Annotated in this window: 9 protein-coding genes; 3 read left to right on the plus strand and 6 right to left on the minus strand. The window is 56.9% G+C overall.

The genetic code is table 11. The features are described from left to right. Positions 1–121: 121 nt before the first annotated feature. On the plus strand, positions 122–1,264 hold the full coding sequence (locus tag PMW67_RS06910) for a GGDEF domain-containing protein (RefSeq protein WP_117774092.1): 1,143 nt from the start codon (positions 122–124) through the stop codon (positions 1,262–1,264). Positions 1,265–1,362: 98 nt separating this feature from the next. On the opposite strand, the gene PMW67_RS06915 is transcribed toward PMW67_RS06910, so the two are convergent. Beyond that, the gene (locus tag PMW67_RS06915) at positions 1,363–2,298 is read right to left on the minus strand and encodes a DMT family transporter (protein ID WP_271739254.1); all 936 of its coding nucleotides are present in this window, start codon (positions 2,296–2,298) and stop codon (positions 1,363–1,365) included. A gap of 99 nt (positions 2,299–2,397) precedes the next feature. Beyond that, positions 2,398–6,144, minus strand: coding sequence for a phosphoribosylformylglycinamidine synthase (locus PMW67_RS06920; protein ID WP_271739255.1), 3,747 nt, complete (start codon positions 6,142–6,144; stop codon positions 2,398–2,400). A gap of 184 nt (positions 6,145–6,328) precedes the next feature. Here PMW67_RS06920 and PMW67_RS06925 point away from each other — a divergent pair, with 184 nt between their 5' ends. Next, positions 6,329–7,891: a cation:proton antiporter domain-containing protein gene (locus PMW67_RS06925; RefSeq protein ID WP_271739256.1), complete on the plus strand. Its 1,563-nt coding sequence runs from the start codon at positions 6,329–6,331 to the stop codon at positions 7,889–7,891. Between the two features lie 420 nt (positions 7,892–8,311). Continuing rightward, positions 8,312–9,553 carry a Fic family protein gene (locus PMW67_RS06930; RefSeq protein ID WP_117774095.1) on the plus strand — a complete coding sequence of 414 codons (1,242 nt, stop codon included), beginning with the start codon at positions 8,312–8,314 and terminating at the stop codon, positions 9,551–9,553. Between the two features lie 287 nt (positions 9,554–9,840). Here the strand turns inward: PMW67_RS06930 and PMW67_RS06935 are convergent, their stop codons facing one another. From PMW67_RS06935 to PMW67_RS06950, 4 genes are all read right to left on the minus strand, one after another. Continuing rightward, on the minus strand, positions 9,841–11,082 hold the full coding sequence (locus tag PMW67_RS06935) for a hypothetical protein (RefSeq protein WP_271739258.1): 1,242 nt from the start codon (positions 11,080–11,082) through the stop codon (positions 9,841–9,843). 77 nt (positions 11,083–11,159) lie between these two features. Then, positions 11,160–11,819 (minus strand): TIR domain-containing protein, encoded by a 660-nt coding sequence (locus tag PMW67_RS06940; RefSeq protein WP_117774097.1) that lies wholly within the window; start codon positions 11,817–11,819, stop codon positions 11,160–11,162. After that, positions 11,819–12,493 carry a hypothetical protein gene (locus tag PMW67_RS06945; RefSeq protein WP_271739260.1) on the minus strand — a complete coding sequence of 225 codons (675 nt, stop codon included), beginning with the start codon at positions 12,491–12,493 and terminating at the stop codon, positions 11,819–11,821. The genes PMW67_RS06940 and PMW67_RS06945 overlap by 1 nt, the downstream gene beginning before the upstream one ends. After that, on the minus strand, positions 12,493–13,545 hold the full coding sequence (locus PMW67_RS06950) for an SPFH domain-containing protein (RefSeq protein WP_271739262.1): 1,053 nt from the start codon (positions 13,543–13,545) through the stop codon (positions 12,493–12,495). The genes PMW67_RS06945 and PMW67_RS06950 overlap by 1 nt, the downstream gene beginning before the upstream one ends. Positions 13,546–13,604 lie beyond the last annotated feature (59 nt).

The following is a 13,604-nucleotide window of genomic DNA, read 5'->3' on the forward strand; positions in this document are numbered from 1 at the left end:
CTTGCAGTGACGTTCGGGCGCTCTGCTATTATTCCCTATACCCCTGCGGAGTAGGGGTGTTTATTGCCCAGGCACGAATCGGGCGATTCTGACCACTTGGATATTGAAGGGATGGCGTCTAGTGGTTAAGGCACTCAAGATCGAGATATTCCTGCTATGCATGATTGTTCTTATCGGGCTTGCCGCGCGAAGTCGCCACTCCTTGTTCTCGAGTACCCAGCAGTTATTGTTTAGTACGCTCGGCTACACCTCTGCCGCGTACATGTTATTCGATATAATCTGGACGCTTTCGGACGGTGTGGGCGGCACGCTGGGCATTGCTGCCAACTGGATTTCCAACGCGGTTTCGTTTTCGCTCTTTGCCGCCGCGTGCCTTATTTGGTTTATCTATTCCGAGACGGTGCAGGGTTCTCGCCTTTTGACCGCGCGCTCTAGAGTGGCGCTTGTAACGCTGCCTGCGGCGCTGGTAGTCGTACTGGCGTTTTCGAGCTACTGGACGCATGCCCTGTTCTATATCGATGCGCAGGGCGCGTATCGTCGTGGTTTTGTCTATATGATCCAGCCCATCGTCAGCTACTGCTACGTTATATATACGTCCCTGCATGCGTTTATACAATCTTGCAAGGTCGAGAGCCTACAAAAGAAGGCCATCTATCAAACCTTGGCATTTTTCGCCATTCCGGCCCTGGTAGCTGGTGTCTTTCAGGTCTTTTATTCGGGTCCTTGCCTTAGTGTCGGCATCATGTTAAGTATGTTGCAGCTCTACATTGTTTGCCAGGAGCAGATGATCTCGACCGACCCGTTGACCGGTCTCAACAATCGCAACCGCTTTGAGACCTATATGCTGTCGCTCTTCTCGAATATGGATCAGGCCGAAGATGTGTATCTGCTCATGATGGACGCTGACGGCTTTAAGCAGATTAACGATCGCTATGGACATGTGGAGGGCGACCATGCCCTCCAGGTCGTATCTGCTACGCTCAAAGAGGTCTGCTCAGCGTCTGGTGGCTTTATCGCACGTTATGGCGGCGATGAGTTCGTGGTGCTTCAAAAGGCAGCGGCGGAGCAGGACATCATGGACCTGTGTTCGGCGATTAACGACGAGCTCGCTCGTGCCGAGGTGCCGTATGCATTGCGGATGTCCATTGGTTACGCGCGGGTCGGCGATAGTGTTGATACCTGGCAAGACTTACTTCGCGCTGCCGATGCGGAGCTCTACCGCGTCAAGGCCGAGAAAAAGAAAGCCGGCGTTCAGATACGCTAGAAAAAGGGGCGCACGCTTGCGTGCGTGGCGGCCCTCAGCTCACCGATGTACTCCAATAAGCTAAAGTGTGCGAACAACCTCTCAAAAAAGTGAGCTCGCTAGGCCTTTTTGGGTTTGTTGACGATGATGATGCCGCCGCAGACCAACAGCAGGGCAACGATGACGGTAACGGGGCTCGTGCCAGCGCCCTCGCCGAGCAGCAGCGCGCTCAGCAGCACGCCAAAGACTGGGTTCATAAAGCCAAAGACCGAAACGCGGCTTACGGGGTTGACGGCAAGCAGGCGCGACCACAGCGAGTACGCGACCGCGGAGATAAGCGCCATGTAGATGATGAGCGCGATGGCGGGGGCAATCGCTGTGGGGGAGAGCGTGCCGCCCATCAAAAAGCCGATGGCGGTGAGGACCAGGCCGCCGACCAAGAACTGCCACCCGGCAAGCAAGACGCCGTCGTGCTCGCGCGAGAAGATGCCGATCAGGCAGGTCGAAAGGGCACCCGCGACGGTGGAGGCCAGGATAAAGCCCTCGCCGTCGAGCGTAAAGCCAAAGGTACCGTCCGCGCCCGAAAGGTTGACGAGCGCGACGCCGGCAAAGCCCAGTACGCAGCCGAGCACCTTGGCCGCATCGAGCTTTTCGGTGTGAAACGCCAGGGCGGCAAAGAGGATGGCCAAGAAGTTGGCGCTGGCCTCGATGATGGAGCTCGACATGGCGCTGGCGCGCGAGAGTCCCAGGTAGAAAAAGAAGTACTGCCCGATAGTCTGGAAGAGCGACAACGTGAGGATAGACTTGATATCGCGCGCTTGCGGAACGAGCGGGCGGCGCTGGGCCGCGCTCATGCCGACAATGACCAGCATGCCGGCAAGGGTGAAGCGCAGACCCGCGAAGAGCAGCTGCGAGGCGCTGTCGTGCGCGGGAATGCCAAAGAGGCCGTAGCCGATCTTGATGCAGGGAAAAGCCGACCCCCAGAGCGCGCAGCAGACGAGGCAGCCCAGGATGAGCCCGGGCAGGGTGGCGAGATACGGCTTGCGGCTTTCCATGATGTCCTTCCTGTATGCGCGAAGCAAAAAAGAACCCGCCACCGGGCGTGCCGGTGGCGGGTGTTGTTACCCGAGGGGATTGTACCCGATGGGATAGCTTTAAGCGAAGTAGGCCACGCCGCTCTCAAAGATCGGCATGAACTTATCGCCGGGGACATGCTCGGGCACGTTGCGGTACAGGTTGTCGCCGCGGCGCTCGGCATGACCCATCTTGCCCAAGACGCGGCCGTCGGGGCTCGTGATGCCCTCGATGGCGAGTGCGGAGCCGTTGGGGTTGACGGAAAGGTCCATGCTCGGCTTGCCGTCCTCGTCCACGTACTGCGTGGCGACCTGGCCGTTGGCGATCAGCTGGGCGAGCACCTCGTCGTTGGCGACAAAGCGGCCCTCGCCGTGGCTGATGGCGACGGTGTAGGGGTCGTCGAGGCTGCACTGCGACAGCCACGGGGACAGGTTGGACGAGATGCGGGTGCGCACCAGGCGGCTCTGATGGCGACCGATGGTGTTGAACGTCAGCGTGGGTGCATCCGGCGTGGCGTCGACGATGTCACCGTAGGGCACCAGGCCGAGCTTGATCAGGGCCTGGAAGCCGTTGCAGATGCCCAGCATCAGGCCGTCACGGGCCTTGAGCAGGTCGCGGACTGCCTCGGTGACCTCAGGAGCGCGGAAGAACGCCGTGATGAACTTGGCGGAGCCGTCGGGCTCGTCACCGCCCGAGAAGCCGCCGGGGATCATGACAATCTGGCTTGCACGGATGCGGCGGGCAAGCTCGTGGGTGCTCTCGGCGACGGCCTCGGGCGTGAGGTTGTTGATCACGAAGGTGTCGGCCTCGGCACCGGCTGCGCGGAAGGCACGGGCGCTATCGTACTCGCAGTTGTTGCCGGGGAACACGGGGATAACCACGCGCGGGCGGGCGATTTTGGCGCCGCCGTACACGTGGATGTCCTTGGCGCGGAAGTCGATGGTCTCGACCTCGGGGGTCTCGCCGGCGCTGCGGTAGGCGAAGACGCCCTCGATGCCGCTCTCCCAGGCCTCCTGGAGCTCGGAGAGCTCGATGACCTCGGAGCCGGTGTCGATGACATAGCCCTCGACGGTGGTACCCAGGGGCTCCACGACAACGCCGTCGGCGACCTCGGGCAGCTCGGCGTCCTCGGCGAGCTCGACGATAAAGCTGCCGTAGAGCGGGGTGAAGAGGCTCTCCACGTCCACGTCCTCGGCAAGTTCGATGCCAATCTGGTTGCCGACACACATCTTAAAGAGGCTCTCGGCGCCGCAGCCGTAGCCGGGCGTAGAGACGGCCAGGGCGTCACCGGTGGCGGTGAGCGCCTCGACGGCGTCAAACGCGGCGAGCAGCTGCTGGGCGTCGGGGCGGTAGTCCTCGCCATAGGTGGCGGGGGTGATGCGGACGACGCGGTGCGTGAGGCCCTTGAACTCGGGCGAGACGGCGCGGGCCGCCTTGCCCACGGCGACAGCGAAGCTGATCAGGGTCGGAGGAACGTTGAGCTCGCCGGCTTCGTCCTCAAAAGAGCCGCTCATGGAGTCCTTGCCGCCGATGGCGCCGGCACCCAGGTCGACCTGGGCCATAAGGGCGCCCAGGACGGCTGCCATGGGCTTGCCCCAACGCTCGGCCTCGGTACGCAGGCGCTCGAAGTACTCCTGGAAGGAGAGGTAGGCGCGCTTGTGCTCAAAGCCGGCGGCCACGAGCTTGGCGATGGACTCGACCACGGATAGGTAGGCGCCGGCAAACTGGTCGGCCTCCATCAGGTAGGGGTTGAAGCCCCATGCCATGGCGCTTGCCGTGGTGGTCTCGCCGTCCACGGGGAACTTGGCGACCATGGCAGAGCTCGGAGTGAGCTGCGTCTTGCCGCCAAAGGGCATGAGCACGGTCGCGGCACCGATGGTGGAGTCGAAGCGCTCGGAAAGGCCCTTGTTGGAGGCGACGTTGAGGTCAGTGACAAGCGAGGTCATGCGCTCGGCAAGCGTGGCGCCGGCCCAGCTGGGCTGCCACACGCTGCGGGCACAGACGTGGGCGACCTGGTGCTTGGGCGCGCCGTTGGAGTTGAGGAACTCACGGGACAGGTCGACGATGGCGACACCGTTCCAGGCCATGCGCATGCGCGGCTCGGCGGTAACCTCGGCGATAACGGTCGCCTCGAGGTTCTCCTCGGCGGCGTAGCCCATGAACTCCTCGACGTCACCGTCGGCGACGGCGCAGGCCATGCGCTCCTGGGACTCGGAAATGGCGAGCTCGGTGCCGTCCAGGCCGTCGTACTTCTTGGTCACGGTGTCCAGGTCGACATACAGGCCGTCGGCAAGCTCGCCCACGGCGACCGAGACGCCGCCGGCGCCAAAGTCGTTGCAGCGCTTGATCAGGCGGCAGGCGTCGCCGCGGCGGAACAGACGCTGCAGCTTGCGCTCGACCGGGGCGTTGCCCTTCTGGACCTCGGCACCCGAGGTCTCGATGGACTCGGTGTTCTGGGTCTTGGAGGAGCCAGTGGCGCCGCCGATGCCGTCACGGCCGGTGCGGCCACCCAAAAGGATGATCTTGTCGGTGGGGGCGGGGCACTCGCGACGCACGTGGTTTGCCGGGGTAGCGCCCACGACGGCGCCGACCTCCATGCGCTTGGCCACGTAGCCGGGGTGATAGAGCTCGTTGACCTGACCGGTGGCAAGGCCGATCTGGTTGCCGTAGCTGGAGTAGCCGGCGGCGGCGGTGGTCACGAGCTTGCGCTGCGGAAGCTTGCCCTCGAGCGTCTCGGAGACGGGGACCGTGGGGTCGCCGGCGCCGGTGACGCGCATGGCCTGATAGACATAGCTGCGGCCCGAGAGCGGGTCGCGGATAGCGCCGCCCACGCAGGTGGCGGCACCGCCGAAGGGCTCGATCTCGGTCGGGTGGTTGTGGGTCTCGTTCTTAAAGAGGAACAGCCAGTCCTGGTCCTCGCCATCGACATCGACCTTCACCTTGACGGTGCAGGCGTTGATCTCCTCGGACTCATCGACATCAGTCATGACGCCGGTCTTCTTAAGGTACTTGGCGCCGATGGTGCCCATGTCCATGAGGCAGACGGGCTTGGCGTCGCGACCGAGCTCGTGGCGCATCTCCATGTAGCGGTCGAAGGCCTGCTGCACCACGGCGTCGTCGATCGTCACGTCATCCAGGACGGTGCCGAAGGTGGTGTGGCGGCAATGGTCGGACCAGTACGTGTCGATCACGCGGATCTCGGTGATGGTGGGGTCGCGATTCTCATCGCGGAAGTACTGCTGGCAGAAGGCGATGTCCGCCTCGTCCATGGCAAGACCGCGCTCGGAAATAAAGGCGGCAAGGCCGGCCTCATCGAGCTCGCGGAAGCCGTCGAGCACTTCGACGGGCTGAGGCTCGGGGGTCTCCATGTACAGCGTCTCGGGCAGGTCGAGCGAGGCGATGCGCGCCTCGACGGGGTTCACCACGTAGTGCTTGATGGCCTCGATGGCGGCTTCGTCCAGGGCGCCCGAGATCATATAGACCTTGGCGGAGCGCACGGCGGGGCGCTCGCCCTGGCTGATGAGCTGCACGCACTCGCTGGCGGAGTCGGCACGCTGGTCAAACTGGCCAGGCAGGAATTCGACGGCAAAGACGGCGCCGTCGCTTGCGGGGAGCTCGTCGTAGGTCACATCGACCTGGGGCTCGCTAAAGACGGTCGGCACGCAGGAGCGGAAAAGCTCCTCGTCGATGCCCTCGACGTCGTAGCGGTTGATGATCCTCAGGGCCTCGATGCCCTTGATGCCGAGAATCTCGGTCAGCTCGCCCTTGAGCTGCTGAGCCTCGACGTCGAACCCGGGTTTCTTCTCCACGTAGATACGAGAGACCATTGGTTCCTGCCTTCCTGATCGGTTGGGCGTACGGTACGGTATGCGGCAGCGGTCGGTTTGCGGGGCCTGCCCTGCGGTCGCCTTGAGCCACATGTTTGTAAACCTCACTATGATACGACAGCTCGCGGCGCGTAGAGGACGGCGAGGGTGCTACAGTGAAGCGCAAACAAGAGAAAGGCATCACATGGCATTCGTTTCGCTCGCCATCATCGCACTCGTGGCCTTTGCAAGCCCCTTCATCGCTTCGGCGATTCCTGGAAAACCCGTTCCCGAAACGGTCTTTTTGCTCGTGTTCGGCGCGGTGTTGGGACCTCATATGCTTGGCGTCATCCATGTGGATGCCGAGGTCTCGCTTGTGTCAGAGCTCGGTCTGGCATTTTTGTTCCTGCTTGCCGGCTTTGAGATCGACCCAAAGAACATCACGGGCGTCGAGGGGCGCTACGGTATGGCCACGTGGGTTGTCACATTTTGTATCGCCTGGCTTGCCGTGCGCTTTACCCCGTGGTTCTCGGTCAGCCATTTCGACGGTATCGCCGTGACGCTCGCCTTGACCTCGACGGCGCTTGGAGCGCTCATGCCCATCTTGCGCGAGCGGTTGCTTGCCGGAACGCGCGTCGGTGATTCGATTCTCGCCTATGGTACGTGGGGCGAGCTCGGCCCCGTGCTCGCCATGTCGGTACTGCTGTCTGCCCGCACGGGTATCGAGACGCTGCTGATCTTGGGCCTGTTCGCCGTGGTGTGCGTGCTGCTTGCCGTGGTCCCCAGCCGCTCCAAACGCGTCGGCAGCCGCTTCTTTGCGTTTGTCGAGGAGCGCGCCGATACCACGTCGCAGACCTTCGTGCGCCTGACGGTGCTTATTTTGGTCACGCTCGTGGCGTTCTCGGCCATCTTTAGCCTCGATATCGTGTTGGGCGCTTTTGCCGCCGGCTTCGTCCTGCGCTATATCATCCCCGAGGGCAACCATACGCTTGAGACCAAGCTCGACGGCCTGGCCTACGGCTTTTTGATCCCGGTGTTCTTTACCGTGTCGGGCGCAAAGATCGATCTGACGGCCGTGGTGTCGCGCCCCGGGCTGCTCGTGGGCTTTATCGTGGCGTTGTTGATTATTCGTGCCGTACCCATTCTTGTTTCTATGAGCATTTGTCCTGCGACGCGCGATGTGTCGGCGTATGGTCGCATTACCGTGGCCCTGTACTGCACCACGGCGCTGCCGATCATCGTTGCCGTGACGAGCGTGGCCGTCAACGCGGGCGCGCTGTCGCAAGATATTGCGTCGGTCATGGTTGCCGCCGGTGCCATCACGGTGTTCTTGATGCCGCTGCTCGCGCAGCTCTTCTACCGCGTGGTCGATGCCGCGCCGGTCGCCGCCGTGGCAGAGGTTGCCGAGCATCCTGCCGAGGCACTCGATATCCTGCGTGCCCATCACGATTTGGCGAGTCTGCTCGCACGAGAGCACGAGCTGCTGACCTCGCATGGCCATGGTCGCGTATTCGAGGGCCTGCCTACGCTCGATACGATTGCCGAGCGTCTTTCCGCCGAGGCGGCGAGCGGCCACATCGATGCCCGCATCGTGGACGCGGCGCATCTTCTTGCCGATAAGACCTATGGCGACGAGATAGATCCGTCCGAGCTCACCCCGCGTGAGCGTCGCCGCCTAGAGCGCGCCAAGCTCGCTGTGCGCGAATACCGCCGCCGCATGCTGGAGCTCTATGCGCGCGAAGAAGCCGAAGACGACGACGGTAAGTAGTCGATACTTTCTCGGGGAAGCCGCGTCCCGCTTTGAAGGCTCGGAACGGGATGTGGTTTCCGAAACGGGGGCCGTTGGGAAGCTGTGTCCCGGAATGGGCGCTCAGAGTGGGATGCAGTTTCCGCGAGAGGCTCGTTAGGGAAAGCGCATCCCATTCTGAGCCGGAATTATGGGACGCAGTTTCCTTTTCGAATAGAAGGAGGTGCGCTGCCTGCGGTTGATGCAGACAGCGTGCCTTCTTGCATAAAGCTCTGCTGAGGTTTGAAATTAGCTCGCTATGTAAAAAAGAACCCTTAATTCCCAATACTTCAAATTCTGAAATTAGACAATGCATTTCTTGAGTCTTAATTGCAAATATCGGATATATTCGAAATAATGAAAGACGATTAAGCTATTTGATTTCAAAGGAGCGATGAAGCGATGGCGTACAAGACGCTCGAAAAACTCTTTTATGCAGATCCAAGCTCCGATCGTTATGCTTGCCATGACGAGCTGCTGCGCGAGCGCCTTACTGCCGACGGCACGGTGCGGACTGGAATTCACCTTGAGCATGGTGAACTGTTCGCTTGTGTTCCTTTGAACCTGTCCGTTGCTAGCGAGCGGATCCTCAGAAAAGAGCGAAAGATTTCCAACCTGTGGAACAGCTTGCCTTATGTGGCTTTGGGGGCCTCGATTCGTTCGCTGGTGCTTGAGGAGGTTGTTTTCAGCAACGAGATGGAGGGTGTGCACAGCACGCGGCGCCAGATTGAAGCGGCGCTGGAGTCTGCGGAGGATGCTGCGGCCGAACTTTGCGGTGCCGCCGAAAAGGAGCACACTCCTTTTATTGAATTCGCTCGCCTCTACCTTCAGCTGGTGGATGGTTCAAGTCGTCCCGGCAAACCCGAGGATATTCGCGAGATTTTCGATGCCGTCACTAAGGGCGTGCTTGACCCGAAGGACCGTCCGGATGGCAAGATGTTCCGTTTGGGTCCCGTTGTGATTGAGAACAGTCGGGGCAAGATTCTCCATCAGGGTGTTTCCTCGGAGCCCGAAATCATTGACCTCCTTGGCAAGATGATAGAGTTGGGCAATCGCGAAGATGTCCCAAGCCTCTATGCAGCCTCAATCTGCCATTTTCTCTTTGAGTATATTCACCCCTTCTATGACGGTAACGGGAGAACGGGGAGGTATCTTCTCGCGTTGAGCCTGAACGAGACGTTGTCGCAGCCTACGGTGTTGTCGCTCTCTAGGACGATTGCTGAGAATAAAACCGCATATTACAAGGCGTTTGACGTGGTGGAGAGGCCCCTTAACGGTAGCGAGGCTACTCCGTTTGTTGCAATGATGCTTGATTTGGTCGAGCAAGCGCAAGATGCCGTTCTGAGCGATTTGGCCGAAAAGCGCGTACAACTCGATGATCTCAAGCGGGCGATCGATGAACTCGACGATACGTTTACCGAAAGGGCAAAAGATATTCTGTTTTATGCGGCACAGATGCATATCTTCGGTGCCTTTGGTGAATCTACGCTTGATGGTGTGTCGGGCTATCTCGATGTGACAAAGCCGACAGCGAGTAGGTCATTGTCGAGCCTAATCGCTGCCGGATATTTAGAAAAGGTGTCCGCAAGGCCGCTCGTGTGCAAGATGACGGTGGCGGGACTTAATCTGCTCGGGCTAGAGTGAACATCGGTTATCAGACAAATGAACACTCCGAGCGTTTGCCCGCCATTCCTCCATGGTGTGAAATCGCTCTTATCCCATTGAGGCGCCTTTGAGGTCGCCAATGGACTGTTGCGGCAAGCGGTGAAAGCTATGATTCAATTTCGTTCGACACGTACGCCATGAGTTCATCGTCTAAGGCCTTCAAAGAGTCTTTGATTTCCCGCCTGCGCGCGCGGGCCTGTTCTATTTTTGTGTCACATTCTCGTTTCGCTTTGAATTCGAATGGACTGAAGAAAGAACGTCTGCTCTTAAGCTCTCGAAGTTCGTTTCCCCAAACGGTCAAATTCATCTTCGAGCGCTTGTTTTTGCGACTTTTTAACAGGATTATCTAACCAATATTTGGCTTGGAGCTCTGCTTCTTTTTCAGCGCGCTCACGTTCCTTCTTCTTCTCGGGGTCGTATTCGTCACGCTTTGCCATGTCCTTTTCTAACTGTTCTCTCCGAAGCTGCTTTGCCTCATCGCTAAGGAAAAAGCCGTCGTTTGTTATTTGTTCGCTGGAGTGTCCGTAGTATCCGTAGTATCGGCGATTTGTTCGAACTTTGATACATAGCTCCTCGAGACTGCACAATATGCCCCAGCATCTTAAGAGCATCTCGTCTGTGGCAGTACCTTGTTTAGTGACTTTATTGTCAAAGAGGTCGATAGCTAAGCGAGCCGCTTTTATGCAACTATCGTACGCATCTATGCATAGATCAAAAGCTTCTTTTTCGTTGTCATAGTCGAAATCATCTGTCGCGTAGTAATCAAATACACGGACCTTGTTCCACCGTTCCGACCATGTGGAGCAGCCGTTGACCGCAGACTTTAGGATCGTGATTGCAGCATTGTAATACATTGATGAAATGTTGCGCGCTGCAAGACCGGAAAGGTCTTCGGTAAGGGCGCCGAGGAGATCTTCGATATTCTCGGGTATCTTGGCACTCTCCCCCTGCTCTTTGCTGAGCCTCTTTACGGCAGCCGTTTGTAATTCGCACACGGCCTCTATATTTTTCCATTGGAGTTCACGCGACTGTAGGTGACGAATGAGCCCCGATTGAATTAACTCTAGATTCTTCGCATTCGGTAGATTTGCAAGTTCCTGGCAGAAATAGTCTATCTCAGAGTTTGCGATAGCTCGCAAATGCTCAATGAAACCTATCGCTATGTTTAGCGCGGTGTTTATCTCATCAAAATCTGATGGGGCTCGATTTAGCAGCTTTAGCATATTAATGCATGCTACATTTGATTCCGACAAGCGATCGTTGTCAAACGTGAGCTGCCAGTCTATCGCTTTTGCCTTTATTGACCATGCCTCGGCGTTCTTAAGATCAATCTCGAGGGCCATGGAGGCATATTTCTCAGCATCAGCGTTGTTACCGGCTTTTTGAGCGGTTCTGGCCAAGGCGAGATATCGATCGACATCTTCAGTGAGGTCTGTTTTCACTGTGCCTTCGACTTGGACAACACCTTCGACCATCATTTTCTTTGCGGTTTCAAGCGTATATTTCATTCCACAGCTTTGACAGACGAAAAAGTCTCCATCCTTGATAATCTCTGTGCTACCGCAGAGCTCGCATTGTAGCGCTTTCATTTCGATTGCTCCATTTCATACCCCTTGCTGTTCATTTCCCGTATTAGTTTCTGCTTTATCTCAAAAACGTCTTCCTTGTAAGGGAGATATAAGATGCCGTTTATATCGGACGGTTTTTCTATTGGTGGGTCGGCTTCTTTGAGAAGGATCGCGGTCCTAGACCTGCCGAATTTCATCAGTAGCATCCCAAGCTCCAAAACTACGTTCTGGCGAGCTCTTGGCTGCGGTCGATCCTGTTTATTCTTTGGATAGCCTATGTCGTCCGGGGTCATAAGTACTATCCCGAAATTAGCGCAAGGGATGTATTCCATTAGTTGTTCGATTACTGTTCGGCCCCCTATAGGCTGATTATCGAGAAAAATAGGCTCGAGATTTAACTCTTCGAGAAGACGTTGGAGTTGGTTTCGTGCGGTTTTATCGTGGCCGTAAACAACGAAAACTTTGTTGTTTGGTTCATCAATGATTTCATCTTCGATGGCTTTTCGGACCTGATCAGCGTTATTTCCTTGACAAAAGAAGCCGCCGCTGTCGTAGACATATACGGCTGTTCCACTCTCGAGCTTTATTCGATAGCCAATAGTTTTGTATCTCCGGGTCGTTTTTACTGGAATTTCTTTTGAAATAAGAAGCGAGATTAATTTATCCTTATCGATCATTAGCTGTCCTTGCTTGCTTTAACCAGTGCTGCTCTTTGCCTTATCAATGAAGTCATGCGCAATATTTTCGAGTTCGCGCCTTCGATATCGTTTGATTCGATTGATTGCGATAGATCACGAAGTGCGCTCGATATTTCGTCTTCAACTTGAGCGCTTGCTTCACAACTGGCGGGGTCGGCAAGGCTTGAAGTTTCCAAGAAGCTGGTCATTGATGCGCGCAACTCTGAAGGTGATTCATCTAGAAGCAGTCTTAGCTGAAGTTCAAGGTTCTGCATGGATTGCGATTTGCTTGAAATTTGGTTTTCAATGGTAGATGCGTGAGATTCGGAAGCGCCTGTTGCGAAGAGCGTGGCTGTCGCAGCGCTTGCTAGCAGAAAACTGAGAATTGGAATTGCTGGAAGCGCCTCTGTTTTTAACGCGGACCCTAGTATGCCTGGCAACAATTGGACTGCAAACGATACGCCAATAACAAGTATCTTTGAGATACCAAATATCTTAAGATTCTTTTGGGGTCCAAATAACAAGGTTGAAACCACCAGGGCGAGCATGACCAAAGAGAATGCGCTCTCAATCCAAAAAGTGGTTGAGGGTCCAAATAAAAGTATTGTCACGCTTTCGATAGCTATGAAGAGGGCTACGGGGATTGCTGCAATATATGCCTGTGTGTTCTTCATTATGACCTCCGTGCTCCGCACTCGGGACAGAACTTCTCGGTTCCAGAGAAGCGATATCCACATTCGGAACAGAACTTTGCAGCACTTTGCTGCGAATTGGTATCCGCAGGGATGGGCTGCGTCGCGGACGTGCCGGTGGCTTGTGAGAGTGCATCGGTCATAACTGACCCCATGGTCCCGCCGACACCGGCCATTACGCCCAGACCAATTCCCATGTTTGCGTATTCGCCAGTCGCTTCGTTTTGGGCCATCTTTTCGGCAACATCGAAGCTGCGTTCCTGTTGATAGGTATAGCCTTCGATTTGCCGTTTTTCTGCGCGCGCTTTTGCGGAGATTACGGTGCGCTGCGCCGCAGTTTCTTGTTCGATAATGCTGACCTGTTGTTTTATCTGTGCTTCGCGTACGTCGGCATATTGCTTGAAATGGAGGTCCTTAAACTTCTCGTATACCGGATCACCTTCGGGTTTGACGATGGCGGTGACCAGCATTTGCGTTAATGAGAGGCCGTATGCGGCAAAGTCGGGAAGCAGCTTGTTCTTAAGCGAGTCGGATAACTCTTCAAGGTGTGCATCAAGTTCGAAAATGGAGAGTTTTTGTTCGGTAATTACTTGTGCCAGATGAGTTTTTACTCGAGTTTGCAGGAAAGCTTTGAAATAGCTGATCAGCTTGTCCTGGGAGAGCAAAGCTTCGGTTCCAACAAGCTTGAGAAGGAGCCTGCGGGGCTCTTTTACAGCAAGAGCCATCTCTCCGGACGCCCCGAGCGAGAGCGGAAATCCATAAGTCGGTTCCATGAACTGAATCTTGGAATTGGTTCCCCAGCGTATGCCCATCTGCTCGATGAGGTTAACAAAGTAGACTTCTGAGTGAAACGGGCTGACACCACCGGTCGTTATCTTCGAAATGCCGTTCAGTAACGGTAGATTTTGAGTCTCAAGTTCATGCCTGCCTGGTCCAAACGAATCCAGGGCCTGTCCATTAAGGAAGAAAATTGCTTCTTGGGTCTCGTGAACAATGAGTTGCGAGCCCGTATTGAAGTGAACTGCGTCCCAAATCTTGGACGCCCTAAATAGCGACTAGGCCGCGAGGGCCTGATTCCGGAACTCCTCCGGGG

It is taken from the genome of Collinsella aerofaciens (assembly GCF_028209395.1).
Lineage (GTDB): Bacteria > Actinomycetota > Coriobacteriia > Coriobacteriales > Coriobacteriaceae > Collinsella > Collinsella aerofaciens_AZ.